This is a genomic window from Acidovorax sp. NN32 (assembly GCF_057597245.1).
Genome location: NZ_CP199679.1, coordinates 2,922,944 through 2,948,986, shown reverse-complemented (window position 1 = coordinate 2,948,986; position 26,043 = coordinate 2,922,944). Strand labels below are relative to the sequence as shown.

At 66.0% G+C, this 26,043-nt stretch carries 23 protein-coding genes; 5 read left to right on the top strand and 18 right to left on the bottom strand.

Going from position 1 to position 26,043, the window contains the following annotated elements; translation table 11 throughout:
• Position 1 precedes the first annotated feature (1 nt).
• A complete protein-coding gene (metE, locus tag ACT89O_RS13725; RefSeq protein WP_487260333.1) occupies positions 2 to 2,380 on the bottom strand; it encodes a 5-methyltetrahydropteroyltriglutamate--homocysteine S-methyltransferase in 2,379 nt (792 codons plus the stop codon).
• 108 nt (positions 2,381 to 2,488) lie between these two features.
• Between metE and ACT89O_RS13720 the strand changes: the two genes are divergently transcribed.
• Positions 2,489 to 3,415 carry a LysR family transcriptional regulator gene (locus ACT89O_RS13720; protein ID WP_487260332.1) on the top strand — a complete coding sequence of 309 codons (927 nt, stop codon included), beginning with the start codon at positions 2,489 to 2,491 and terminating at the stop codon, positions 3,413 to 3,415.
• Here ACT89O_RS13720 and ACT89O_RS13715 read toward each other — a convergent pair.
• The gene (locus tag ACT89O_RS13715) at positions 3,393 to 3,821 is read right to left on the bottom strand and encodes a nuclear transport factor 2 family protein (RefSeq protein ID WP_487260331.1); all 429 of its coding nucleotides are present in this window, start codon (positions 3,819 to 3,821) and stop codon (positions 3,393 to 3,395) included. The two genes, ACT89O_RS13720 and ACT89O_RS13715, sit on opposite strands and share 23 nt — an antisense overlap.
• Before the next feature lie 93 nt (positions 3,822 to 3,914).
• Between ACT89O_RS13715 and ACT89O_RS13710 the strand changes: the two genes are divergently transcribed.
• Complete coding sequence (locus ACT89O_RS13710; RefSeq protein ID WP_487260330.1) at positions 3,915 to 4,781, top strand: LysR family transcriptional regulator; 867 nt, start codon at positions 3,915 to 3,917, stop codon at positions 4,779 to 4,781.
• Positions 4,782 to 4,882: 101 nt separating this feature from the next.
• Here the strand turns inward: ACT89O_RS13710 and ACT89O_RS13705 are convergent, their stop codons facing one another.
• From ACT89O_RS13705 to ACT89O_RS13690, 4 genes are all read right to left on the bottom strand, one after another.
• The gene (locus ACT89O_RS13705) at positions 4,883 to 5,851 is read right to left on the bottom strand and encodes a 2-hydroxyacid dehydrogenase (protein WP_487260329.1); all 969 of its coding nucleotides are present in this window, start codon (positions 5,849 to 5,851) and stop codon (positions 4,883 to 4,885) included.
• A 169-nt stretch (positions 5,852 to 6,020) separates the two neighbouring features.
• Complete coding sequence (locus ACT89O_RS13700) at positions 6,021 to 6,494, bottom strand: nuclear transport factor 2 family protein (protein ID WP_487260328.1); 474 nt, start codon at positions 6,492 to 6,494, stop codon at positions 6,021 to 6,023.
• 142 nt (positions 6,495 to 6,636) lie between these two features.
• Complete coding sequence (kdgD, locus tag ACT89O_RS13695) at positions 6,637 to 7,548, bottom strand: 5-dehydro-4-deoxyglucarate dehydratase (RefSeq protein WP_487260327.1); 912 nt, start codon at positions 7,546 to 7,548, stop codon at positions 6,637 to 6,639.
• A 69-nt stretch (positions 7,549 to 7,617) separates the two neighbouring features.
• On the bottom strand, positions 7,618 to 8,589 hold the full coding sequence (locus ACT89O_RS13690) for a Bug family tripartite tricarboxylate transporter substrate binding protein (RefSeq protein ID WP_121506279.1): 972 nt from the start codon (positions 8,587 to 8,589) through the stop codon (positions 7,618 to 7,620).
• A gap of 371 nt (positions 8,590 to 8,960) precedes the next feature.
• On the opposite strand from ACT89O_RS13690, the gene ACT89O_RS13685 reads away from it, so the two are divergent.
• On the top strand, positions 8,961 to 10,073 hold the full coding sequence (locus ACT89O_RS13685; RefSeq protein ID WP_487260326.1) for a lactonase family protein: 1,113 nt from the start codon (positions 8,961 to 8,963) through the stop codon (positions 10,071 to 10,073).
• A gap of 102 nt (positions 10,074 to 10,175) precedes the next feature.
• Entirely contained in the window at positions 10,176 to 11,174 is a 999-nt protein-coding gene (locus tag ACT89O_RS13680) for a Bug family tripartite tricarboxylate transporter substrate binding protein (protein ID WP_487260325.1), read from the top strand.
• 93 nt (positions 11,175 to 11,267) lie between these two features.
• On the opposite strand, the gene ACT89O_RS13675 is transcribed toward ACT89O_RS13680, so the two are convergent.
• Positions 11,268 to 11,537 carry a helix-turn-helix domain-containing protein gene (locus ACT89O_RS13675; RefSeq protein ID WP_487260324.1) on the bottom strand — a complete coding sequence of 90 codons (270 nt, stop codon included), beginning with the start codon at positions 11,535 to 11,537 and terminating at the stop codon, positions 11,268 to 11,270.
• Positions 11,538 to 11,803: 266 nt separating this feature from the next.
• On the opposite strand from ACT89O_RS13675, the gene ACT89O_RS13670 reads away from it, so the two are divergent.
• Positions 11,804 to 13,798, top strand: coding sequence for a tetratricopeptide repeat protein (locus ACT89O_RS13670; protein WP_487260323.1), 1,995 nt, complete (start codon positions 11,804 to 11,806; stop codon positions 13,796 to 13,798).
• Here ACT89O_RS13670 and ACT89O_RS13665 read toward each other — a convergent pair.
• The 11 genes from ACT89O_RS13665 to ACT89O_RS13615 all read right to left on the bottom strand — a co-directional run bounded on the left by ACT89O_RS13665 (position 13,795) and on the right by ACT89O_RS13615 (position 25,981).
• Positions 13,795 to 14,136: an EthD family reductase gene (locus ACT89O_RS13665; RefSeq protein WP_055397811.1), complete on the bottom strand. Its 342-nt coding sequence runs from the start codon at positions 14,134 to 14,136 to the stop codon at positions 13,795 to 13,797. The genes ACT89O_RS13670 and ACT89O_RS13665 overlap by 4 nt on opposite strands.
• Before the next feature lie 114 nt (positions 14,137 to 14,250).
• Entirely contained in the window at positions 14,251 to 16,095 is a 1,845-nt protein-coding gene (locus ACT89O_RS13660; RefSeq protein ID WP_487260322.1) for an ABC transporter ATP-binding protein, read from the bottom strand.
• 122 nt (positions 16,096 to 16,217) lie between these two features.
• Positions 16,218 to 16,895, bottom strand: a complete 678-nt coding sequence (locus tag ACT89O_RS13655) for a hypothetical protein (protein ID WP_055397818.1) — start codon at positions 16,893 to 16,895, stop codon at positions 16,218 to 16,220.
• 58 nt (positions 16,896 to 16,953) lie between these two features.
• A complete protein-coding gene (locus ACT89O_RS13650; RefSeq protein WP_055397820.1) occupies positions 16,954 to 17,421 on the bottom strand; it encodes a CopD family protein in 468 nt (155 codons plus the stop codon).
• A 94-nt stretch (positions 17,422 to 17,515) separates the two neighbouring features.
• Positions 17,516 to 18,898, bottom strand: a complete 1,383-nt coding sequence (locus ACT89O_RS13645) for a sensor domain-containing protein (protein ID WP_436129225.1) — start codon at positions 18,896 to 18,898, stop codon at positions 17,516 to 17,518.
• A 166-nt stretch (positions 18,899 to 19,064) separates the two neighbouring features.
• The gene (locus tag ACT89O_RS13640) at positions 19,065 to 19,928 is read right to left on the bottom strand and encodes an isocitrate lyase/PEP mutase family protein (RefSeq protein WP_487260321.1); all 864 of its coding nucleotides are present in this window, start codon (positions 19,926 to 19,928) and stop codon (positions 19,065 to 19,067) included.
• Positions 19,929 to 20,005: 77 nt separating this feature from the next.
• A complete protein-coding gene (locus ACT89O_RS13635; protein ID WP_487260320.1) occupies positions 20,006 to 21,280 on the bottom strand; it encodes a PrpF domain-containing protein in 1,275 nt (424 codons plus the stop codon).
• Positions 21,277 to 21,660 (bottom strand): endonuclease domain-containing protein, encoded by a 384-nt coding sequence (locus ACT89O_RS13630; protein WP_487260319.1) that lies wholly within the window; start codon positions 21,658 to 21,660, stop codon positions 21,277 to 21,279. Before ACT89O_RS13630 ends, ACT89O_RS13635 begins: the two co-directional genes overlap by 4 nt.
• Positions 21,661 to 21,730: 70 nt before the next feature.
• Complete coding sequence (acnD, locus tag ACT89O_RS13625) at positions 21,731 to 24,397, bottom strand: Fe/S-dependent 2-methylisocitrate dehydratase AcnD (RefSeq protein WP_487262861.1); 2,667 nt, start codon at positions 24,395 to 24,397, stop codon at positions 21,731 to 21,733.
• Between the two features lie 34 nt (positions 24,398 to 24,431).
• Complete coding sequence (prpC, locus tag ACT89O_RS13620; RefSeq protein WP_487260318.1) at positions 24,432 to 25,589, bottom strand: bifunctional 2-methylcitrate synthase/citrate synthase; 1,158 nt, start codon at positions 25,587 to 25,589, stop codon at positions 24,432 to 24,434.
• Positions 25,586 to 25,981 carry an acyl-CoA thioesterase gene (locus ACT89O_RS13615; RefSeq protein ID WP_487260317.1) on the bottom strand — a complete coding sequence of 132 codons (396 nt, stop codon included), beginning with the start codon at positions 25,979 to 25,981 and terminating at the stop codon, positions 25,586 to 25,588. The genes prpC and ACT89O_RS13615 overlap by 4 nt, the downstream gene beginning before the upstream one ends.
• Positions 25,982 to 26,043: the final 62 nt, after the last annotated feature.

Below are 26,043 nucleotides of genomic sequence, written 5' to 3'. Positions count from 1 at the left end.
GTCAGGCCAGCGCCGCCTCTTCCAGCAACCGCTCGCGCACTTCCTGCGCGGCCTGCACCATGTGGCGCAGGGCGGCTTCTGTCTCGGGCCAGCCCCGGGTCTTGAGGCCGCAGTCGGGGTTCACCCACAGGTGCTCCACGGGCACCACCTCGGCGGCTTTTTCCAGCAGTGCGGCCATCTCCTGCACTCCGGGCACACGGGGCGAGTGGATGTCGTACACGCCGGGGCCGATCTCGTTGGGGTACTTGAAGTCCCCAAAGCCCTGCAGCAGCTCCATGTCCGAGCGGCTCGTCTCAATCGTGATCACATCTGCATCCATGGCCGCGATGGCGGGCAGGATGTCGTTGAACTCGCTGTAGCACATGTGCGTGTGGATCTGCGTATCGTTGCGCACGCCGCTGGCGCTGATGCGGAAGGCGCGGGTGGCGCGCTCCAAATAGCTCTTCCACCCCGCGCGGCGCAGCGGCAAGCCCTCGCGGATGGCGGGCTCGTCGATCTGGATGATGGCGATGCCTGCGGCTTCCAGGTCGCACACCTCGTCGCGGATCGCCCAGGCGATCTGGTCGGCCGTGGTGGCGCGGGGCTGGTCGTCGCGCACAAAGCTCCATTGCAGGATGGTGATGGGGCCAGTGAGCATGCCTTTCATGGGTTTGGCGGTGAGGCTCTGCGCGTACTGGGTCCAGGCCACCGTCATGGGCGTGGGGCGGGCCACGTCGCCGTAGATGATGGGCGGCTTCACGCAGCGCGAGCCATAGCTCTGCACCCAGCCGTTGGCGGTGAAGGCAAACCCGTCGAGCTGTTCGCCAAAGTATTCGACCATGTCGTTGCGCTCGGCTTCGCCGTGCACCAGCACGTCCAGCCCCAAGGCTTCCTGCTTGCGCACGGCCAGGGCAATTTCCGCTTCCATCTTTTGCTGGTAGTGGGCTGCATCGAGTGCGCCGCGCTTGAAGGTGGCGCGTGCGGCGCGGATCTCGGCGGTCTGCGGGAACGAGCCGATGGTGGTGGTGGGCAGCAGCGGCAGCTTGAGCCGCGCGCGCTGGGCCTTTTGCCGGGCGGGGAAGGCGCTGGCGCGCTGGTCGGCCCCTGGCGCGGCCGCGGCAATGCGGGCCGCCACGGTGGCGCGGTGCACACGCGGGCTGGCGCGGCGCGCGGCAAGGGCCGTGCGGGCGGCGTGCAGTTCGTCGTCTACCGCCGCTTCGCCTTGCGACAAGGCGGTGGCAAGCACGCGCAGCTCATCGAGTTTTTCCACCGCAAACGCCAGCCAGGATTTCACTTCGGCGTCCAGCTGCGTTTCGGCCTCTAAGCTGAACGGCACATGCAGCAGAGAGCACGACGGTGCCAGCCACAACTCGCCCTGGTGCTTGTCGGCCACGGGCCGCAGCTTTTGCAGCGCCGCATCCAGGTCGGTGCGCCAGATGTTGCGGCCGTCCACGATGCCCACCGACAGCACCTTGTGGGAGGGCAGCCAGTCGGCCACGCCCACCAGCTCGTCGGGGGCGCGCACGGCGTCCACATGCAGGCCGGCCACGGGCAGCTGGCAGGCCAGGCGCAGGTTCTCGGCCAGGGGCGAGAAGTAGGTGGCCAGTAGCAGCTTGGGCGCGCTGCGGGCGAGTTGCCAGTAGCTGGGCTCAAAGGCATGGCGCCACGCATCGGGCAGGTCCAGGCCCAGGATGGGTTCGTCGATCTGCACCCATTCCACGCCCTGCGCCTTCAGGCGAGCCAGCACGGTTTCGTACACCGGTAGCAGGGACTCCAGCAGGCTGAAGCGGTCAAAACCGGCCGTCTTGGATTTGCCCAGCCACAAAAAGCTCAGTGGACCCAGCAGCACGGCCTTGACCCGATGGCCCAGCGCCTGGGCCTCGGCCACTTCGGCAAACAGGCGCTCGCTGGCCAAGTGGAACTGGGTGTGGGCGCTGAACTCGGGCACGAGGTAGTGGTAGTTGGTGTCGAACCACTTGGTCATCTCCAGCGCTGGTTGGCCGGTGGTGGGGTGCTGGGCTGTGCACCCGGTGCTGCAGCCTTGGTGGTTTTCGGCTTGGGCTGACACGCCCCGCGCCATCGCAAAGTAGCGCGCCAGTTCGGGCGCGTGGGCGTCAAAGCCAAAACGCGCAGGATCGCAGCCCAGCAGCTGGATGTGGTTGGCTACATGGTCGTACAGCGCAAAGTCGCCCACGGTCACAAAGCCGAGGCCCGCATCGGCCTGCGCCTGCCAGTGTTGCTGGCGCAGCTGGGCGGCGGTTGCCTGCAGATCGGCTTCGGTGCTGTCACCGCGCCAGAAGGATTCGAGCGCGAATTTCAGCGCGCGCTGCGCCCCCATGCGCGGAAAGCCCAGGATGTGTGTGTGCACGGGGCGGCGGGTGGTTGGAGCGGCGAGCGACATGGTGATTTCCTTCTTCTGAATGGAGCAAAGCAATGAAGGCACCGATGGTCGCGCGGGCTCGTTTATTATTCAAACGAAAGTTTTAGTCGATCAACTTGAAAATTAATAATGAACCAGTCGATTCTGGAAGTGCGCCACCTGCGCACGCTGGTGGCCTTGCGTGACAGCGGCAGCCTGGTGCGGGCCGCGCAGTTGCTCAACCTCACGCAGTCGGCGCTGTCGCACCAGATCAAGCTGCTGGAGGACCGTTACGGCCAGCCGCTGTTTGAGCGCAAATCGGTGCCGCCCCAGTTCACCGCCGTGGGCGAGCGCCTGCTGGCACTGGCCGATGCGATGCTGCCGCAGGTGGAGGGCGCCGAGCGCGACATCGCCCGTCTGGTGCTGGGGCAGGGCGGTCAGATGCGCATTGCGGTGGAGTGCCACACCTGTTTTGACTGGCTGATGCCCGCCATGGACGCGTTTCGCACCCGCTGGCCCGAGGTGGAGCTGGACATCGTGAGCGGCTTTCATGCCGACCCCGTGGGCCTGCTGCACCAGGGGCGGGCCGATGTTGCCATCGTGTCGGAGGTGGATGGGGACGAGGCGGGCGTGGACTACCACGCCCTCTTTGGCTTTGAGATGCGCGCGCTGCTGGCCAACACGCACCCGCTGGTGGCCAGGCCGCATCTGGTGGCGCAGGACTTTGCCGACCAGACCATCATCACCTACCCCGTGCCCGACGAAATGCTGGACCTGATTCGCCAGGTGCTGGAGCCCGCCGGTGTGCGCCCCCCGCGCCGCACCACCGAGCTGACGGTGGCCATGCTTCAGCTGGTGGCCAGCGGGCGCGGCGTGGCGGCGCTGCCGCTGTGGGCGGTGCAGAGCTACCTGGACCGGGGGTACGTGACGGCGCGACCCATCGGTGAAAAAGGCCTGCGCGGCGAGTTGCACGCCGCCTGCCTGCCCAGCCTGTCGGCCAAGCCGTACCTGCAGGACTTTGTGCAGGTGACGCGGGAGACGAGTTTTGTGACGCTCAAGGGCGTGGAGTTGTTGTGACCGGATCGGGCGCGTACTTGTCGCCCACCTCTTCGCGCAGCGGGTGGGTGTCATAGACGATGTTCATGTCGCGGATGCGAGGGCTGCCCGCGTCGAACGTGAACACATCCACGCAGGTGAAGGTCACCTCGCGGCCATCGTTCAAGGTCCAGTCGTAGCGGAAATAGGCAGCGACCCGCACGGCGCCGCCGTTGTCTGGCTGGGCGGACACGAACAGATCCAGCACGGTGATCACGCTGCCGCTGGAGGCCTGGGCGAGCTTTTGGAAGAAGCCGCTCGCGCGCATGGTGCCCAGAAACGGCGAGTGCACCACGCCATCGTCTTCAAAGCAGGCAATCAACCCGTCAGTGTGGCTGGCGTGCAGGTGGGCGAGGTAGGCGCGGACGGTGTCGAGTGGCGTGGTCATGGGCAGAAGCGTGGTGGAGAAAGAAGCCCAGAGCTTCGCCGCGCCCGGCGGCTGCGGCAAGGGACAATGGCGCCTCATACATAAAAGCTGCTTATGTATCTGCGCTACCTGCACTACCTCCAATCCGTCATCGACCAGGGCTCGTTTGCGCGCGCGGCGCAGGCCTGTGGGGTGTCGCAGCCCGCCATCAGCCAGGGCATGAAGGCGCTGCAGGCGCAGTTCGAAACGCCGCTGCTGGTGCGGGACGGGCGCCGGTATGTGCCAACCGACCTGGCCCGGCGTGTGGTGGCCGAAGGCGCGCCGCTGGCCCAGCGCATCGACGCCTTGCCGCAGGCCCGCCGGGCCGCTGTGGACCGCAATCGGTTGCGCGTGGGGCTCACGGCCTCCGCCGCGCTGGTCTGTGGGCCGTTGCTGTACGAGGCCTGGTGTCTGCCGCAGCCCCAGCGTTCACTGGAGATGACCACCACCGACGAGGGGAGCCTGCTGACGGGCCTGCTGCATGGCAGTTTCGACGCCGTGATTGCGCCCCGGCCGCGCCAGTTTGCCCACCCGGATGTGCTGCAGTGGCGCTTGTACGAGCTGCAGCCGCAAATTTATGCACGGCGGCGCCACCCGCTCGCGCAGGCCCGGTCGCTGGCCGATTTGCAAGGCGCTGCCTGGGGCTGTGTGGGCCCGAGCGTGAGCGGCCCGGTGGACGTGCTGACCGAGGCGCACCGCGTGCGGCGCATGCCCGCGCCGCGCATGGCTGTGCGCTGCCCGGACTTTGCCAGCCTGCTGAACCTGGTGGTGGGCTCTGACCTGCTGGCCGTGCTGCCACACCCCGCGCTGCTGGGGGCTGCGGCAGAGCAGGTGGCGCCGCTGCAACTGGCCGAGGCACTGCCGCTGTATGGCATGTGGCTGTTCGAGCGCAAGGCGCGCAAGCCCCGCCTGGGGCCGGAGGTGTTTGCGGGGCGGGTGTGAGGCAGGGGCGCCCGGGTGTGGAGATTGATGCTATTTATTTGATAGCTAATCTGGCATGATGGACGCGCGCAAACGGCCTGAAAAGCTTGAAAACCCAACGATCAGCCAGCCACCGTGCCTGGCACCGGCACCCGCACGGCACCCGAGGTATAGAACGCGTGCAGGTTCTCCAGCACCAGGTCCGCCATCGCACGGCGGGTTTCGTGTGTGGCACTGGCGGTGTGGGGGGTGAGCACCACGTTGTCCAGCGCCATCAGGGCGGCGGGCACATGGGGTTCGTTGTCGAACACGTCCAGGCCCGCACCGGCGATGCGGCGCTCGGCCAGGGCGTCGATGAGCGCCGCCTCATCCACCACGCTGCCACGCGCCACGTTGATGAGGTAGCCCTGCGGGCCCAGGGCATCGAGCACATCGCGGTTGACCAGGTGGCGCGTGCCCGCGCCGCCCGCCACCGTCAGCACCAGGTAGTCGGCCCATTGCGCCAGTGCGGTCAGCGACTCGAAGTAGGGTAGCGCGCAGCCCTCGGCCGGGCGGCGGTTGTGGTAGCCCACCTCCATGCGGAAGCCCGCCGCGCGCTCGGCCACGGCCTGGCCGATGCGGCCCATGCCCACGATGCCCAGGCGTTTGCCCGACACCCGCGTGCCCAGCGCAAACCGCGCCTTGGGCCATTGGCCCTGGCGCACAAAGCGGTCGCTGGTGGCAATGCCGCGCGACACGTCCAGCATCAGCGCAAACGCCATGTCGGCCACACAGTCGTTGAGCACGCCGGGCGTGTAGCCCACCTGCACGCCGCGGGCAGTGGCGGCGCCGATGTCGAGCGCGTCAAAGCCCACGCCAAAGCTGCTGATGACCTGCAGATGGGGCAGGGCGGCGATCACCTCGCCCGTGAGCCCGATGGACGCCGTGGTGACCACGCCCGAAAACTCCGCACCGTGCGCCGCCAGAAAGCCCTGCGGGTCGGCCTGGTCGGCCAGGCAGGCCACGCTGTAGCGCGCGGCCAGTTCGGTTTCGAGGGCGGGCAAGGGCAGGCGGCCGATTTGCAGGATGCGGGGCGGGGCGTTGGTGGTCATTGGATGGAGTGCAACCTGGAATGTTGAGAAGGCGGACTTGAGTCGCAGTGTCGCGTATCGCCGGGCTACGGAGACGGGCGCGGCCCCGCCAGCGCCGCCGTGCAAGGGCCGCCCCGCCGCAGGGGCGGCGTCCCCCTGAGGGGGATGGCGCGAAGCGACTCAGGGGGCATCAAGTGTTTACGCGCACGGCCTGGCGGGCCAGCAGCTTCCACTGGCTGCCTTGCTGTTGCCACACGCCCAGGATCTTGATCTGCACCTTGCCGGGCTTGCCCGAGTCGTTGGTGTCGGCCGTGAGGGTGTGGCGCACGATGGCAGAGTTGCCCACCACCTTGATGGTCTGGTCGGTGATGGTGATGGTCACGAAGTCAGACTTGCCCGCCACCAGATCGCCAATGAAGCTGTCCTTGGTGTCCACGCGGCCGCCCGAGTGGCCATAGCTCAGGTCGTCGGCCACGAGGGCAGTCAGCGCAGCGGGCGTGGGGTCGATCATGGCCAAGCGCAGGCGTTCGGCAGCGGCGGCCACAGCCTGCTCGGAAGCGGCCGGTGCAGGGGGCGCCGCGGCGGTGGTAGCGTGGCTGGCGCAGCCGCTCAGCGTGACAAGGGCCAGGGCGCTCGCTGCGGCGAGGATGAGGGTCTTGAGCATGTTGTCTGTCTCCTGATGGTGTTGTGTGTTGGCGTGCCGCATTGGCACCACGCGCTCGTGCACGGCCAGGCGCGTGGTGTGTGGAATCGCTGAAAAAAGGGCCTGGAGAACCAGGCCCTTGGAGGTATCTGTCAGGCCGTGCTTACTGCGGGCCGAGCTTGTCGATCAGCGCCTTGAGCTCTTCCATCTCGCCGGGCTTCAAGTCCGTCAGCGGCGCGCGCACCGGCCCGCCGTCGTGGCCCACGAGGCGGGCACCCGCCTTGATGATGGACACGCCATAGCCTTCCACGCGGTTGCGGATGGCCAGGTAGGGCATGAAGAAGGACTTGAGCAGGCGGTGCTGGGTGGCCGTGTCGTCGCTGGCCACGGCCTTGTAGAACTCCATCGCCGTGCGGGGGATGAAGTTGAACACTGCCGACGAATACACCGGTGTGCCCAGCGCCTTGTAGGCCGCCGCATACACCTCGGCCGTGGGCAGGCCGCCCAGGTACGAAAAGCGGTCGCCCATTTTCATGAAGATGGAGGACATCACCTCGATGTTGCCCACGCCGTCCTTGAAGCCCACCAGGTTCGGGCAGCGGTCGGCCAGGATGGCCAGGGAATCGGCCGTGAGTTTGGTGCGGTCGCGGTTGTAGACGATGACGCCGAACTTCACGCTCTTGCAGACCTGCTCCACATGGGCGATCAGGCCTTCCTGTCCCGCTTCGGTCAGGTAGTGCGGCAAGAGCAGGATGCCGTGGGCGCCCAGGCGCTCGGCCTCTTGGGCATGGGCAATCGCCGTGCGGGTGGGGCCACCGGCACCGGCAATGATGGGCACCTTGCCACGGCAGGTATCCACTGCGGTCTTGATGACCTGGCCGTACTCGGGGCCCGACAGCGAGAAATACTCGCCCGTGCCACCGGCGGCAAATAGCGCGCTGGCGCCGTAGGGGGCCAGCCATTCCAGGCGCTCGATATAGGTCTTGGGGCGGAATTCGCCCTGCTCGTCAAAGTCCGTGATCGGGAACGACAGCAGGCCGGAGCCCATGATGGTTTTGAGTTCTTGGGGAGTCATGTCAGTGCGGGGCGGTAGTAGGAAATGGGAAGGCGAGGGAGGAGGCATGAGGGGTTCGCTGACACCTTCTTAGTCGAGCTTGATGTTGGCGGCCTTCACCACGGTGGCCCAGCGGGCGCGCTCCTTGGCGAAGAACTGGTCTTGTTCGGCAGGGGTCATGGTGACCACCTCGGCACCCTGGCCGGCCAGGCGCGAACGGATCTCGGGCGCGCGAATGGCGGTGATCAGCGCCTTGTTGAGCTTCTGCACGACGGCTTCCGGCGTGCCACGCGGCACCAGAATGCCTTGCCATGTGCCCGATTCGAAACCGGGCACACCCTGCTCGGCAATGGTGGGCACGTCGCCGATCAGCGGCATGCGCGTGGCCTTGGAGACGCCCAGCACCTTGAGCTTGCCGTTTTGCACGTGGGGCAGGGTGGCGAGCATGCCGTTCATCAGGATCTGCGTCTGCCCGGCCACGGTGTCCTGGATGGCGGTGACGCCGCCCTTGTAGGGGATGTATTGCCAGCGCGCACCGGCGGCGCGTTCCAGTGCCACGCCAGCGACGTGGGGGGCGCTGCCGGTGGCGGTGACGGCGAAGTTCAGGTCGTTCTTCTTCGAGTACGCCACCAGCTCCTTGAGGTTGCTGACGGGCACCGAGGGGTGCACCACCAGCAGGTGGGGCGAGTAGGCGAGCATGGTCACGCCACGCAGGTCTTTGGAGGGGTCGAACGACAGCTTGGTATAGACCGAAGGGCTGATGGCCAGCGCGCCCACGTCGCACAGCAGCATGGTGTAGCCATCGGGCTCGGCCTTGGCCACAAAGTCGGCGCCCAGGTTGCCGTTGGCGCCGGGTTTGTTCTCCACGATGACGGACTGCTTGAGCGCCTCGGACATCGCCTGGCTGATGGAGCGGGCAATGATGTCCGAGCTGCCGCCGGGCGGGTAGGGCACCACGATGCGCAGGGTCTTGGCAGGCCAGTCAGCGCTTTGTGCGGTGGCGGAGGCCGCTGCCAGTGTGGCGATGCAGGCGAGAAGGGCGGCTCTACGGCGCAGGGTCATGGAATGTCTCCTAAGTTAAGTTGTTAGTCATCGTACAACTAAGATTGCAAATTGGCAATAGAAAGTGCACGAATTTTGTGTGGATCCGAGGGGGAGTACGGGTTTTCACTAGCGCGTTTGGGCGAGTTTTCCCTGTGCAGGATACAGCGCACCGCTGCGTATACGGCCGTCTGAAATTCGGGTAATCCCTGCGTGGCGCTGAGGAAGTAATGGCGACAATGCGAGTCTTGTTGTACGACAACATATAACGTGTGAACGTCCCTTGACACAACACCGGTAGTCCGAGGCGACGGCATCCCGGCAAATGCCTCCCAATCCACATAACCGGCGGTGCAGCCTCTGCTACCGCGCAGCCCCTACAGGAGACGCCAATGACCGCTGCACCCCGCACCCACACCCACCACACCCACACCCGGGTGGCACAACTGGCACTGGCAGCCGTTGCCGCCCTGTCCACCCCCGGCGCCTGGGCGGGAACCTGGGTGTATGTCGCCAACGCGGACAGCCAGGATGTCTCGGTGCTGGAACTGGACCGCAGCAGTGCCACGCTCAAGCCGGTAGACACCGTGCCGCTGGGCGGCACCGCCATGCCGATGGCCGTGAGCCCTGACAAGAAGGTGCTGTATGTGGCCCTGCGCTCGCAGCCGTTCCGGGTGGTGAGCCTGGCCATCGACCCGGCCAGCGGCAAGCTGCGCAAGCTGGGCGAGGCCCCGCTGGCCGACAGCATGGCCAACATCGCCACCGATGCCACGGGCCGCTGGCTGTTTGCGGCCTCGTACCCCGGCCACAAGATCACGGTCAACAGCATTGGCAAGGATGGGGCGGTGGGTGCGGTGCAGCAACTCATCCCCACGGCGCCCCACGCGCACGCCATCCACGCCGATGCGGCCAACCGCCATGTGTTTGCCACCAGCCTGGGCGGCGACAACCTTTCGGCCTGGCGTTTTGATGCCGAGAGCGGCAGGCTGACCGCCCATGAACCCGCGCTCACGCAGGTTGCTCCCGAAAAATCCGGCCCGCGCCACTTTGTGTGGGATACCGCCCAGCGCACCATGTATGTGCTGGACGAGCTGGATGCCGCCGTACATGTGATGGCTTACGACAAGGAGCGCGGCACGCTGCGCCCGGTGCAGCGCACCACGGCACTGCCCGCAGGCTTTAACGGCAAGCCCTGGGCCGCCGACATTCACCTGTCGCCCGACGGCCGCACGCTGTATGCGTCCGAGCGCACCTCCAGCACGCTGAGCAGCTTCCGCGTCGACGCCGCCACCGGCCAGCTGCAGCCGCTGGGCCAGGTGCCCACCGAGAAATCACCGCGCGGTTTTGCGGTGGATTCGTCAGGCCGATTTCTGATCGCGGCAGGGCAGGAGTCGCACCACCTGGCGCTACACCCCGTCGACCCGGCCACCGGCATCCTCGGCACGCCCACGAGGGTGCCGGTGGGCAAGAACCCCAATTGGGTCGAGATCGTCGATCTGCCCTGAGCGTCCATTGCATTGCACGCGCCAGCCGCACCGGCTTTTTTGCGCTCCGTTTTTCTATCGCCGTTCCGTTCACCATCCACAAAACACCCAGGAGACACCACCATGCAACGCAGAACCCTCATCCACACCGCCGCCCTGGCGGCCGCAGCCTTCAGCACCCTTGTCAGCCTGCCCGCCACAGCCCAGGGCACCTGGCCCACCGGCAAGCCCATCACCTACATGGTGCCGTTTGCTGCAGGTGGCACCACCGACACGCTGGCGCGGCTGATTGGCCAGCAACTGGGTACTGCCCTGGGCACCACGGTGGTGGTGGAGAACAAGGGCGGCGCGGCGGGCAGCATCGGCTCTGAAGCTGCTGCGCGCTCTGCGCCGGATGGCTACACCCTGCTGGGCGGCACCGTCAGCTCGCACGCCATCAACGTGAGCCTCTACCCCAAGCTGGGCTACGACCCCATCAAGTCCTTCAGCCCCGTCACGCTGATCGGCACCAACCCGGTCGTGCTGGTGGTGGCTGCCAACAGCCCTTACAAAACCCTCAAGGACGTGCTGGCGGGGGCGAAGGGCAAGCAAGGCGGCCTGTCGTCGGCGTCAGCCGGCACAGGCAGCTCGCAGCATTTGGCCGTGGAGTTGCTGGCCTACAAGTCGGGCGTGAAGTTCACCCACATCCCCTACAAGGGCAGCGGCCCGGCCATCCAGGATGTGATCAGCGGCCAGGTGGACATGATGTTTGACACCACGGTGGTGGCCGCGCCGCACATCCAGAGCGGCAAACTGCGCGCCATTGTCGTCACCTCACCCCAGCGCCTGGCCTCCATGCCCGACGTGCCCACCGTGGCCGAGTCCGGCGTGGCAGAACTCAAGGACTTTCAGGTGCAGTCCTGGCAGGCCATCTTTGTGCCGGCTGGCACGCCCACGCCGGTGGTCACGCGCCTGCATGACGAGATCCGCAAGATCCTGGCCCAGCCCGACATGCAGACCCGCCTGAAGGGCTTTGGCATGGAGCCCGCCGACCTCAACACCACGCAGATCGCCGCTTTCCAGAAGGCCGAGGTGGAGAAGTGGGCCCAGGTGATCAAGGCGGCGAACATCAAGGTAGATTGAACGCCTGCCTAACTCTTATCTCCCTGTGAAGACTTTGCGGAGCCGCCTGCGGGCTGTTCCGCTTTTTTTATGGTGTCAGCGCATGCGAACTGGTCAGCCGGTGGCGCTGCCGCTGTCGTCCGCCGGGCGCGCGGTCAGCAGAAAGTCGGGGTGCTGGCCCGTCAGCAGCAGAAACATCGCAAACACCGGCCCCTGCATGTTGCGCTCGTCGCTCATGCTCTCCAGCGCCTGCCAGGTGCGCGACTGCACGCCGCCCCGGCTGCCGGTCTGCAGTGGGTAGCCCATGAGTTCAGCCGCCTGGGCCTGGCTCAGCCCGGCGGCAGTGCGGGCGGCCTTGAGCTGATCGCCGGTGGGCACGGGCATGGCGAGAGCGAGGGCAGGGCGTGGCGGCTGGGACATAGGATTGCTATAAAAGTAGGAGCTATTTGGTCTTGGTGGACGAGCGCAGAGGCCCATTTTTACCCAAAACTGCGCGCCAACATCCGGGTGTGGTGCTGGTGCGTCACTGGACAAATTGGTGGGGTGCGCCTCTGGGGCATGGCGGGGGGCCGCTCCTAGAATTCGCTCGCACTTGACGAAAGACAACACCACAACACGCCGCGCACCCAGCGGCATCCGAGGAGGGACCTGTGAGCTACACCATCCAGATCTGGGAAAAGCCCGCCGATTGGCCCTGGCCCACCACCAAGGCCGAGGCGGACGCGCAGTACGAGCGTGCGGAGGCGGGCCCCCAGGTGCCGATGAACCCCAAGTTCGCGGCTTGGGCCCAGGCCGTCGAGCAGCGCTCTCCCGGGTTCTGGGACATCTACCTTGGTGGCACTGAAATGGCCGACCCGACCTGGGGCGTGGGCATCAACACCCGCGCTTCGGATTGGGGCGCTCCGTTTGACGATGGCTGGGAGCAGGCAGTGCGCCTGGGCCTGAACCTGTACGACCCGCAAAGTGGCGTGCACTATCTGGCCAATGGCGATGCCCCGGAAGAGCCCGACCTGCAAGTACGCCATGCGGCGCGAGCCCGCCAGGCGGGCGACGACGCCACTGCCTGGGCCGAATACCGCCACTGGGCTGCGCGCGGCAACCCCCACGCCCTCTATGCCCTGGGCCGTGCCTTGCGTTTTGGCACCATGGGCCAGCGCAGGCACTTCGACCTGGCGGCCGCGCTGCAGTTGATGGGCGCCCACGACGCAGAGACCCGCAAGGATGCCCAAGCCTTCTATGGGCGCTTTCCGGAACAAGCCAAGGAGCGTGTACAGGCACTGATGGTGCGACTGAAGGCTGCCCCTGGGGAGCAATTGCTGCGCATCGTAGACGAAGAGCGCAAGGCGGTGGACGACGCTGTGGCCCGCTGCGAACAGTTGGCGCTGTACTCGCGCAGGCGCATTGAAGCCACCGACGCCCTGGAGCCCGCCGCAGCGCAGGGGCATGAGGTCGCGGCTTTCCTGCACGCGCTGGATGTCGTGATCGGCTGGGAGCAGCCCAACTACGAAAACGCCCGCACCTGGTGCCAGCGTGCGGCCGAATGGGATTACGAGCCCGCCAAGCGCCTTTTGGCCGTGATGCACGAGCGCGGTTGGGGTGGGCCGGTGGACACGCAGCAGGCCGCGAAGTGGAACACCGCCGCGCAAGAGCAGCGGCAGCAGGCGCTGAAAAAGAAGCAGGCCCAGGAAGCGTCAGAATCGCCGGGTGGCCTGAGCCTTGCGCCCATGACCCCGGCCGCGCCTTCGCCGGCGCCGGTGGTGTGGACCGGCAACCCCCTGCGCGACCTGCCGGGCTGGTACGCCCGCGAGGGCGATCCGCACGCCGCGTTTCACCTGGGCACCAGCGACGAACATGGCCGCTATGGCGGCCCCGTGAATCTGGCCCAGGCCCGCGCCTGGTATGCCCAGGCGGCCGAGGCAGGCCACGCCGACGCCACGTACAACCTGGGCACCTTCGTCGAAAGCGGCAAGGGCGGCCCCAAAGACGCAATGGTGGCCAAGGCGTTGTTCATGCTGGCCAATACGCGTGGCACCACCATGCAGATTGCCGACCTGCGCATCAAGCCACAGGACCAGGGGCCTGTGCGGGCGGTGGTGACGGCCTTGCGCGAGCCGGGGCGGCTGCGCGCCGTGCTGCAGGAGCGTGGGCTGTCGCCCAGCATCGCAGCGCCTGGCGCCTCGTCATCTGCCGCAGTGGCTGGTGCAGTTGCTGCAGGACTGTCCGCCACGGAGTGGGGGCGGGCCGATGGTGCCCCTGCAGCCCCCGTAGCTCCTGCGCGTGCCCAGCCTTCCCAGCCGCCGTCGCCCAGCCGCTCGCGCAGCCGGGTGGACGATGAGGAGGAGGAAGACGACGGGCACAGGCACGGCGCACAGTCCTCGTTTTCCCTCCACCTGGGCCATGTTGCGCTGGCCATCGGCGTCGCCAATGCCGTGCTGCTCATCGCCTTCTTCAAGCCCGGTGCGAGCTTCCGCATGGGCATGTTTGGCCTGGGACTGGTCGCAGCCTTTGGTGCCTGGCGCACAGCGCGCGACTTTGACTGGTCGCCCCTGGCGCGCGCTGTGGTGGCCGTATTGGCCGCAGTGCCGATGGTGGGCATGGCCGTATGCCTGGGCCTGCTGTTCAAGGCGGTGCGCGAGCGCGGCTAAGCGCGTTCTTGACCGGTCGTTACCTCGTGCGCCAGCATCTGCGCAAAGTACGACTCGGGCTGGATGTTGGTGTAGTTAGGAATGTCTGCCGACAGCTCGGCCATCGTCGCCTTGGCGGCCGTTTGGGCCTGCTTCAGGTCGCTGAAGAATGCGTTGGTGAGCGCCACCACCTGTCCCGGGCGCGGCTCGCCAGGGTAGAGAACACGGTCGCTCTCCAGCCGCACCAGGCCCAGCGGCTGCAATGCTGCGCGGGCGATGCGCATGTGCTCGGAGTGGTAGTAGTCGTGGTTGAAGGTGGCGCCTTCACGCCAGCGGTAAACGGCGGTGACTTTGATCATTGGTGCGATTCCATCCGGTGGTTGAAACCCGCCACCGTAGGGACAACACACCCGCCGCACAGCCGCGTGCGCGACAGCGTGTCGCCCATGTGGCTCGTATCCGTCCTCGCCGACTCAGTCTTCTTCCGATTCGCCCAGGAACCCGCCGCTCTGGTGCCCCCACAGCCGGGCATACACGCCGCCCTGGCCCAGCAGCTGCGCGTGGGTGCCTTCTTCGACGATGCGGCCTGCGTCCATCACGATGAGGCGGTCCATGGCGGCAATGGTGGACAGGCGGTGGGCAATGGCGATCACCGTCTTGCCTTGCATCAGCCCGTCCAGGCTTTGCTGGATGGCGGCTTCGACCTCGGAGTCGAGCGCGCTGGTGGCTTCGTCCAGCAGCAGGATGGGCGCGTCCTTGAGCATCACGCGTGCAATGGCCACACGCTGGCGCTGGCCGCCCGAGAGCTTGACGCCACGCTCGCCGACATGGGCGTCGTAGCCGGTGCGGCCCTGCAGGTCGGTGAGTGTGGCGATGAAGTCTGCGGCCTCTGCGCGCGCCGCCGCTTGGTGCAGGTCGACCTCGCTGGCGTCGGGGCGGCCGTACAGGATGTTGTCGCGCATGGAGCGGTGCAGCAGCGAGGTGTCTTGCGTGACCATGCCGATGTTGCGGCGCAGGCTGTCTTGCGTGACATGGGCGATGTCCTGCCCGTCGATCAGGATGCGGCCCGACTGCACGTCATGAAAGCGCAGCAGCAGGTTGACCAGCGTGGACTTGCCCGCGCCCGAGCGGCCAATCAGGCCGATTTTCTCCCCGGGGCGGATGGTCAGGTTGAGCCGGTCGATGACCGGGCGGGCCCCGGGGCCGCTGCTGTAGGCAAAGGTCATGTCCTCAAAATGCACTTCGCCCTGCGTCACAACGAGTGGTTTAGCGTCGGGCGCGTCCACCACGGTGCGGGGTTTGGTCAGCGTGTTGATGCCATCCTGGATGGTGCCCACGCTCTCGAACAGGGTGGTCATCTCCCACATCACCCAGTGGGCGTGGCCCGACACGCGCAGGGTCATGGCGGTGACGGCGGCCACGGCACCGGCACCGACTTCGCCCGCCGACCACAGCCACAGCGCGGTGCCGCAGGCGCTGAGGATCATGGCCACCACCAGGATGTGGTTCACGATCTCGAACCGGCTCACCAGGCGCATCTGGGCATAGCCCGTGAGCTTGAACGCGTCCATGGCGGCACGGGCGAATTCAGATTCGCGCCGCGTGTGCGAGAACAGCTTGACGGTGGCGATGTTGGTGTACGCGTCGGTAATGCGCCCGGTCATTACCGAGCGCGCATCGGCCTGCGCCTTGCCCACCTTGCCCAGGCGCGGCACAAAGTACCTGCAGGCCAGGCCATAGGCCACCATCCAAGCGGCAAAAGGCGCCAGCAGCCGCGCGTCGAACCCGGCCAGCAACACGAGGATTGTGACAAGGTAGATGCCCATGCCGATCACCACGTCGGTGGTCGTGAAGATCATGTCGCGCACGGCAAGGGCCGTCTGCATGATCTTGGTGGTGATGCGGCCCGCGAATTCGTCCGCGTAGAACGCCATGCTCTGGCCCAGCATCAGGCGGTGAAAGTTCCAGCGCAAGCGCAGTGGGAAGTTGATGGCCAGCACCTGGTGCTTGATGCTGGTCTGCACGGCCACCAGCAGCACCGAGGCCAGGAGCAGGGCGGTGATGCCCATCAACTCTCCTTTGCGCTCGGCCCACAGCGCACCCGGGGCCGTGCTGGAGATCCAGTCCACCACATGGCCGAGCACCGCAAACAGCAGCGCTTCATAGATGGCAATGGCCGCAGACAGGCCTGCCATAGCTGCTACATAGCCACGCAGGCCACGGGTGCCATCCCACACAAAGGCCATGAAGTCTTTGGGGGGCAGGTGAGGTTCGGCGGGGGGATAGGGGGGAAGGCGGCTTTCGAAAAAACGGAACAAAGTCAGAACTCCTTGTCCACCATGGTACGTGCGGTGGTACCGCTCTGTGGCGCCCGGCCGCAATGCACTCAGGACCATGAGGGTCAGCCCCATGGGTGGGGAATTGGGGTAGGAGCAGGCCCCTACGCCGACGGTTTGTAGACCACGCGGATGCGCGGCACCTGCTTCACGCCGGGCTGTTTGGTCAGAAAGCCGTACAGAAACTCGGTCAGGCTTTTTTCGCACAGCGCCAGCACGGCCGGATCGGACGCCATGGCCTCGCCCTGCTGGCGAGCGCGTTTGGCGGCCTCCTGGCTCAGCTTGATGACAGCGCCCTTGTTGTCGGTCAGCAGCCCGCCCGAGAGGATGCGGTGCTTCAGGTTGGTAACGGCTGGTGCGGCCACCAGCGCGGGGCGGTGGATGTGCACCTCGATGCCGCCGTTGGTGGCGTGCAGCTCGTAGCTTTCGGGGCGCAGGTCAAAGCCGAAGGCGTATTCGGCGGTGTAGGTGATGGCCACTACCCCGGTGGATGCGATGCCCAGCACCGATTTTTCGATGATCTGCGTGGCGCCTTCTTCGCGGACCACGGTGGCGGCGAGCAGCTTCATCTGCTCGGCCAGCGTCTGTTTGCCTGCGGTGAGGTAGCTGGTGTAGCGGGTATAGCCCAGCAGCGCATTGTTGAGTTCGGTCACTTGGCGCTGCAGTTGTGCCGTCTGTGCCAGGGCACTGTCAACGCGGTGCTGCGCCCACCAGCTGGCCGCGCCTGCGGTGAGCAGGCACACGGCCAGGGCCGCACAAGAGATCCAGGCAATGCGTTTCATCAATGGGGTACAGCGCAGGGCGTGTGGTGGCCAACAGGTCGCTTGCGGGCGCCCACCGTTAGACGAGCAGCGTGACCACCACGATCACCACGCCCAGGGCCAGATTCACGCCCACCCAGCTGCGGATGCTGCCCAGGGCCTTGCCGCCGGCGGGCCAATCCGATGCAGCCACCGCCCGCTGCAGGCGTCGGAACAGCGCAAACCGGATGTGCCCGAAGATGACCATCATCGCCAGGCCCAGCGTGGCCATGATGGTCCAGTCCAGTGGCATGGCAAAGCTGCCCCCGGCCTGCACCGTTTGTTTGGCCACGCGGCCGATCATCCACAGCCCGCTGCCCAGCACCACCAGCACGGCCACTCCCACGGCGGCGAAAAAGCGCTGCAGCACATCGTGCATGAGCCGCACGCGCTGCGGGGGCTCCAGCGACTGCGCTGCGGGGCGCAAAAAGAAATGGGCAAACACCATGCCACCGATCCACACGATGATGGACAGGACATGGGCGAGCTGGAGCGCGTTGTAGAGCATGGCGTGGAACGTTTGGAATAAAGGGTTTGGGTGGAAGTAAAAGAGAGAGGGCGCGGCGGGTCTGCTTAGCAGGCTGGCGGTGCGGCAACCAGCGTCAAGGCACCAGCCCATCCCGGGGTGAAGCCACCCGCACCTGGTTGCCGCCGCTTTTCTTGGACAGGTACATCGCCTCGTCGGCATGGCCCAGCAACCGGTGTTCTTCGCCCCCATGCTCGGGGTAGATGGCCACGCCGATGCTCGGCTGGATGCTCAGGCGGATACCTTCCAGGTCAAATGGCTGGCCGAAGGCTGCCAGGATCTTGTCGGCCGCTGCGGCGGCGTGTTCGCGGGCATGGCCGCCTTCGAGCAGCACCACAAATTCGTCGCCCCCCAGGCGCGCGACGGTGTCCGAGCCGCGCACGCACTCCAGCAGCCGCTGGGCCACCCGCTGCAGCAGCAGGTCGCCCATGGCATGGCCCAGGCTGTCGTTGACCTGCTTGAAGTCGTCCAGGTCGAGGAACAGCAGCGAAAGCAGGCTTTGGTCGCGCCGCGCGCGGGCCAGTGCGGTCTTGAGTCGGTCCAGAAACAGCTGGCGGTTGGGCAGGTGCGTGAGCTGGTCGTACTGCGCCATGTGCTCCAGGCGCTCGTGCATCTGCTTGCGCTCGATGGCGGCTGCGACCTGGGTGGAGACAAACTGCAGCAGTTCCTTGTCCTTTTCGGTGTAGCGGCCCTGCTCGTTGTAGCTTTGCAGCACCAGCGCACCAATGGCGCCTTTCTGGGTTTGCAGCGGCACGCCCAGCCAGTAGAGCGGTGCGTGTTCCTGGGGTAGCTGCCGGCGCAGTTGCGCGGCGCGGGGGTCGGCGTTGTTGGGGGTATCGGGCGTCAACAGAAGGGTGCTGCCGCTGTGGATCACCTCGGCACACAGCGCATCCTGCACTGGCGCCGGGGGCGTGGGGGCGGCGCCCGGTTCATTGACGTGGTACGGAAAACTCAACGAATCACTGCAGGCGTCGTAGAGCGCGACCGCGAAGTTGGTGGCAGGCAGCAGGCGCCCGATGATCTGGTGGATGTGCTGGAACAGCGCCTGCAGGTTGTGTGTGGTGTGAGCGGCTTCGGAGATGGCATAGATCACCGCCTGCATGGACTCGGTGAACTTGCGCTCGGTGATGTCGTGCGCCACCGCCAGCCGCCGCTGCTTGTCAGGCAACCAGCGCGCAGTCCAGCGGACGTGCGCGATGGAGCCATCCTTGCGCACATAGCGGTTTTCAAACTGCAACTGCAGATGGCCATCCATCACACGCTGCGCCTGGCTTTGGGTGACGGCCAGGTCTTCAGGGTGCACCAGGTCGAACATGCGTTTGCCAATGACTTCCTCGGGGGCGTAGCCAAAGATGCGCTCGAACGCCGGGCTTACAAACTCAATGGTGCTGTCCACATGGACGACGCAGACCGCGTCGAGCAGCAGGTCCACCACGTTTTCAGAAGGGATGCTTTGCATGAAGGGTAGCGCGCACAAGGTGCCAAGAAGACCCATTGTGCCGTGCGCCCCCTTGTTGTGCGGCATGGATGCAGCCCGCAACCCAAGGGATATCCATTAAGCGAGTGCCGATTGCTATCAAATTAATAGCTTTTGGCGCTTGTAGTTAAAGCGCTGTAGGCATTTTTTAGGTGTATTTCTCTTCCCGCGCATCCCAGGCCATTTTTTGGACCAGCCGCTGGCGCTCGGCAAACGGCGCCACCAGGGCGGGGTCTTCATCAATGCGTTGGGTGTCGCGCAGCACGGTCAGCGCCTTCTGCATGCCCGCCACCGCGCCCTGCAGCGCGGCGTTGGCGTACAGCACCAGGCCGTAGCCCAGGGCGGCCAGTTCTTCAGCGCTGGTGATGGGCGTCTTGCCGCCGATCACCATGTTCATCAGTTGGGGCGCGGCCAGCCGCTGGGGCAGGGCGCGGATCTCGTCCAGCGTGGTGACGGCCTCCACAAACAGGATGTCGGCGCCCGCCTCCTGAAAACGCTGGGCGCGCTCCACTGCCGCTTCAAAGCCCTGGGTGGCGCAGGCATCCGTGCGTGCCAGGATGAGGGTGTTGGGGTCGCGGCGAGCGTCTACGGCGGCCTTGATCTTGCCCAGCATCTCGTCGGTGCTGATCACCTCCTTGCCGCTGAAGTGCCCGCAGCGCTTGGGGCTGACCTGGTCTTCGAGCTGGATGCAGTCGGCACCTGCGCGCTCCAGTGTTCGCACCGCATGGTAGGTATTGAGGGCGTTACCAAAACCGGTGTCGGCATCGACGATGAGCGGCAGGTGCTCCACCGCATCGCGGATGCGGGCCGTGTGGTCTGTAATGTCGGTGAGGCCCATGAAGGCCTGGTCTGGCAGGCCGAACCACATGTTGGTGACGCCTGCGCCGGTGATGTAAATGGCTTCAAAGCGCAGGTCGGCCACGACACGGGCGGAAAGCGCGTTGAACGCGCCGGGCACGATGACACCCCGGCGGGCGTGGGCCAGGGCCTTGAGTTGTTGTTTGGTGTTCATGAATTGCAAGGGACTTGATTTGCTACTGTTTTTGTAGCTGTTAAGGCTTGATGGACGGGCGGAAGGGGCCAAAAAACTCAAAAAATACCGCCAGGCACACGCACCCAGCCTTCCATCAGGATGCGGGCGCTGCGGCTCATGAGGGCCTTGGTCACTGTCCACTGGCCGTTGGTCTGGACTGCCTCGGCCCCCACACGCAAGGTGCCCGAGGGATGGCCAAACCGCATGCTGCTGCGCACACCACCACCCGCTGCCAGGTTGACCAGCGTGCCTGGGATGGCTGCCGCCGTGCCAATGGCCACCGCCGCCGTGCCCATCATGGCGTGGTGCAGTTGGCCCATGGAGAGAGCGCGCACCAGCAGGTCGATGTCTTTGGCGTCAATGGCTTTGCCGCTGGAGGCCGTGTAGCTGGCCGGTGGCGCGACGAACGCGATCTTGGGTGTGTGCTGGCGGGTGGCGGCCTCGCTCAGCTGCTGGATCAAGCCCATGCGCAGGGCGCCGTGCGCGCGGATCGTCTCGAAGCGCGCCAGTGCCGCCGCATCGCCGTTGATGGCCTGCTGCAGCTCGGTGCCGGTGTAACCCAGCTCTTGCGCGTTGAGAAAAATGGTGGGGATGCCCGCGTTGATCAGCGTGGCGGCGAAGCTGCCGACCCCGGGCACCTCCAAGGTGTCCATCACGTTGCCCGTCGGGAATAACGCCCCCACGCTCCCCACTGCGTGTGGTTCGCTGCCCCCCGAGGGGGCCCTCGCCAGCTTGGGGCGGCCCGGCGCTGTCGAGATGGCTCCCCCATCATCGCCATCGTCCGCCGGGTCCATGAACTCCAGCGCCACCTCGGCGGCTGCAAAAGTCACGCCGTCCAATTCAAAGTCACCCGTTTCTTGCACCTGCCCCTGGGTGATGGGCACATGCGCCACGATGGTCTTGCCGATGTTGGCCTGCCAGATGCGGATGGGGATGGTGCCGTCCTGCGGAATCCGCGCCGCATCGATCAGCCCCATGTGGATGGCGCACGGCCCCACCGCAGCCGACAGGTTGCCGCAGTTGCCGCTCCAGTCCACAAAAGGCTGGTCGATGGACACTTGGCCAAACAGGTAGTCCACGTCGTGGCCCGGCCGCGTGCTGCGCGACAGGATCACGGCCTTGCTGGTGCTCGACGACGCATTGCCCATGCCGTCGATCTGCTTGCCGTACGGATCAGGGCTGCCCAGCACGCGCAGCAGCAGGGCGTCGCGGGCGGGGCCAGGTTGCTGGGCGGGGGCGGGCAGGTCTTCTAACTTGAAGAAGACACCTTTGCTAGTGCCGCCACGCATGTAAGTGGCAGGGATTTTGATTTGAGAAGGATGGTTGTTCATGGTGTTCCTCCCCTCGCCCCTTGTGGGAGAGGGGCCGGGGGAGAGGGGGTGCCCGCACGCACAGCATTCCAGATGCTTTCCAGCACCGCATCCGTGTTGTGCAGGATGTCGTTGTTCCAAAACCGCAGCAGGGTGAAGCCCTGGCTGTACAGCCAGGCGTCGTGGGCAGCGTCGTGCTCCGAATCCACATGCTGCCCGCCATCGGCTTCCACGATCAGCCGCAGACCGAAATGCACAAAGTCCACGATATAGGGGCCGATGGGTTGTTGGCGGCGGAACTTCTGGTCGTCCATGCGGTGGGCGCGCAGGTGCCTCCAGAGCAGCTGTTCGGCGTCGGTCATGTTCTGGCGCAGGGTTTTGGTGAATTGGCGTTGGTCCATGGGTAGGCCCCCTCTCCCCCGGCCCCTCTCCCACAAGGGGCGAGGGGAGCAAGATAAATAGCAGTGATTGTCATCGTGCGCGAGCCCCTCTCCCCTCGCGGGAGAGGGGGTGGGGAGAGGGGGCGACCCCAGCCCGCGCCGCCAAAAAATCCTGCGCAAAACGCTGCAGCACACCACCCGCCGCGTACACCGAAACCTCCTCTGCAGTGTCTAGCCGACAGCGCATGGGCACTCTCACCACCTCACCCAGCTTGTGTTGAACAACAAGCATCACCGTCGCACCGGGCATCAGATCACCCTCCACGTCATACACCTCCCTCCCATCCAGCCCCAGCGTGATGCGATTGACCCCCACCTCAAACTCCAGCGGCAACACACCCATCCCGATCAGATTGGTGCGGTGAATACGCTCAAAGCCCTCGGCAACCACCACCTCCACCCCCGCCAGCCGCACACCCTTGGCAGCCCAGTCGCGGCTCGACCCCTGGCCGTAGTCGGCACCGGCAATGATGATGAGCGGCTGGCGGCGGTTCAGATAGGTTTCCATGGCCTCCCACATGCGCATGACCTGGCCTTCGGGCTCCACGCGGGCGAGCGATCCCTTTTTCACTTTGCCATCCACCACGGCCATCTCGTTGACGAGCTGCGGGTTGGCAAACGTGGCGCGCATGGCCGTGAGGTGGTCACCCCGGTGCGTGGCGTAGGAGTTGAAGTCCTCCTCGGACACGCCCATGCGCGCCAGGTACTCGCCCGCTGCACTGTCCGGCAAGATGGCGTTGGATGGCGACAGGTGGTCGGTGGTGATGTTGTCGGGCAGGATGGCCAGCGGGCGCATGCCCCGCAGGGTGCGCGGGTGGGCGGCCAGCGCGCCGATGCCCTCGGTGTCCCAGTAGGGCGGGCGGCGGATGTAGGTGGACTGCTGGCGCCACTCGTACTGCGGCGACACGCGCTGGCCATCGTCGTGTCGGATGGCGAACATGGGTTCGTACACCGCGCGGTACTGTGCGCTTTTGACGGCGGCCTTTACCACCGCGTCGATTTCTTCATCGCTGGGCCACAGGTCCTTGAGGCGGATCGGACTGCCATCCACCACCGCCAGCACGTCTTTTTCAATGTCAAAACGCACCGTGCCCGCAATCGCATAGGCCACCACGAGCGGGGGCGAGGCCAAGAAGGCCTGCTTGGCATAGGGGTGGATGCGCCCGTCGAAATTGCGGTTGCCCGAGAGCACGGCGGTGGCGTACAAGTCACGGTCAATGATCTCCTGCTGGATGGCAGGGTCCAGCGCGCCACTCATCCCGTTGCAGGTGGTGCAGGCAAAGCCGACGATGCCAAAGCCGAGCTTTTCCAGGTCGGCCAGCAAGCCCGCTTCCTTCAGATACAGCTCCACCGCCTTGGAGCCGGGCGCCAGCGAGGTCTTGACCCAGGGCTTGCGCGTAAGGCCCAGCCGGTTGGCGTTGCGCGCCAGCAGCGCGGCGGCGATCACGTTGCGCGGGTTGCTGGTGTTGGTGCAGCTGGTGATGGCGGCAATGACCACGGCGCCATCGGGCATCGTGCCCTCCTGTGGTGCGGGCATGGCCCAGGGGCCCGCGATGCCTTGGGCCGCCAGGTCGGACGTGGCCACGCGCGCGTGGGGGTTGGAGGGGCCGGCCAGGTTGCGCACCACGCTCGACAGGTCGAACACCAGGTTGCGTGCGTAGACAGCGTCTTTGAGGGTGTCGGACCACAATCCCGCTGCCTTGGCATAGGTCTCGACCAGCTTCACTTGTTCCGCCTCGCGGCCCGTCAGCGTCAGATACTCCAGCGTCTGTTCGTCGATGCTGAACAAGGCCGCCGTGGCACCGTATTCGGGCGCCATGTTCGAGATGGTGGCGCGGTCGCCAATCGTGAGCTTGGCTGCGCCTTCGCCAAAGAACTCCAGGTAGGCGCCCACCACCTTGGCCTTGCGCAAAAACTCGGTGAGCGCCAGCACCACATCGGTGGCGGTGATGCCGTCCTGGCGATGTCCGGTCAGCTCCACGCCCACGATCTCGGGCAGCCGCATCATCGATGCGCGCCCCAACATCACGTTCTCGGCCTCCAGGCCGCCCACGCCGATGGCGATCACGCCCAGGGCGTCCACATGCGGTGTGTGGCTGTCGGTGCCCACGCAGGTGTCGGGGTATGCCACGCCCCGGTCGGCATGGACCACGGGCGACATTTTTTCCAGATTGATCTGGTGCATGATCCCGTTCCCCGCCGGGATCACATCCACGTTGGCAAAGGCTTTTTTCGTCCACTCGATGAAGTGAAAGCGGTCTTCGTTGCGGCGGTCTTCGATGGCGCGGTTCTTGGCAAACGCATCGGGGTCGAACCCGCCACATTCCACCGCCAGGGAATGGTCCACGATCAGCTGCACCGGCACCACAGGGTTCACCTGGGCCGGGTCGCCGCCTTCTTTGGCAATCGCATCGCGCAGGCCTGCCAGGTCCACCAGCGCCGTCTGGCCCAGGATGTCGTGGCACACCACGCGCGCCGGGTACCAGGGGAAGTCGCGGTCGCTGCGGCGCTCGACGAGCTGGCGCAGGCAGTCGTTGACGGTGGCCGGATCGGCGCGGCGCACGATGTTTTCGGCAAACACGCGGGCGGTGTAGGGCAGGGTGGCCCAGGCGGCGGGTTGCAGGGCATTGACGGCCTCGCTGGCGTCGAAGTAGTCCAGCTGCGTGCCGGGCAGTTGCTTGCGGTACAGGGTGTTCATGGCCATGGGGCTGGGTACTGGGTCGTCTTGATTTTTATTTGCGGTCCTGGATTGGTACGAACGCCAGGTCTTCCGGCCCGGTGTAGTTCGCACTCGGCCGGATGATCTTGTTGTCCTGCCGCTGCTCGATGATGTGCGCCGCCCAGCCGCTGGTGCGTGCGATGACGAACAGCGGAGTGAACATGGCGGTGGGCACGCCCATCATGTGGTAGCTCACGGCGCTGAACCAGTCGAGGTTGGGGAACATCTTTTTCACCTCCCACATCACGGTCTCCAGCCGCTCGGCAATGTCATACATCTTGGTGCTGCCAGCCTCTTGCGACAAGTTGTGCGCAACGCCTTTGATGACCACATTGCGCGGGTCGCTCACGGTGTAGACCGGGTGGCCGAATCCGATCACCACTTCCTTGGCCTCCACGCGGCGGCGGATGTCGGCCTCGGCTTCGTCCGGGCTGTCGTAGCGTTTCTGGATCTCGAAAGCCACCTCGTTGGCACCACCATGCTTGGGTCCGCGCAGCGCGCCGATGGCGCCGGTGATGGCCGAATACATGTCGCTGCCCGTGCCGGCCACCACGCGGGCGGTGAAGGTGCTGGCGTTGAACTCGTGCTCGGCATAGAGGTTGAGCGAGGTGTGCATCGCACGCTCCCAGGCGGCGCTGGGTTGGGTGCCGTGCAGCAGGTGCAAGAAGTGCGCGCCGATGGAGTCGTCATCCGTCTCCACCTCGATGCGGCGGCCCGAGCTGGCCCAGTGGTACCAGTACAGCAGCATGGAGCCCAGCGACGCCATCAACCGGTCGGCAATGTCGCGCGCGCCCGGCAGGTTGTGGTCGTCCTTTTCGGGCAGGGCACAGCCCAGGGCAGAGACGCCCGTGCGCATCACATCCATGGGGTGGCTGGCGGCGGGCAGTTGCTCCAGCGCCTGCTTCACACTCATCGGCAGGCCGCGCAGGGCCTTGAGCTTGGCCTTGTAGGCGCGCAGTTCGGCGCGCGTGGGCAGCTTGCCATGCACCAGCAGGTGGGCGATTTCTTCGAATTCGCAGACCTCGGCAATGTCGAGGATGTCGTAGCCCCGGTAGTGCAGGTCGTTGCCCGTGCGGCCTACGGTGCACAGGGCGGTGTTGCCCGCCGTCACGCCCGAGAGCGCGACGGACTTCTTGGGCTTGAAGCCCGGGGTTTCAACGGTGGTAGTCATGCGGTCTCCTGGTTTACATATGCGTTGGTGATGGCAGCGGGGCGACCTTTGCCATCCACCGCCACCATTTCAAAAATCCCCTTCAGCACTTCGTCCTGGGGCGAGCCCAGCGTGGCGGCCAGACCGGTCACGCACACGGTGAGCGAGCTGCGGCCGACGCGGGTGACCCAGGCGCGCAGCGTGAGCACATGGCCCACGGGCACGGGGGCCAGAAAACGCACGTCGGTCACGCCCGCCATCACCACATCGCGCTGTGCGGCGCCGCGCGCTGCCAGAAATGCCGCCTTGGCCATGAGCTGCAAGGCGTTGCCGCCAAACAGCGTGCCGTAGTGGTTGGCTTCGGCGGGGAACACGATTTCCGTCAGCTCGACGGTGCCAGTGGGGGTTGTCATGCTTCGCAATTTACGCACAATGGCACCCCTCTGTAAGTCCTAAATTGGCGAATGATTGCGAA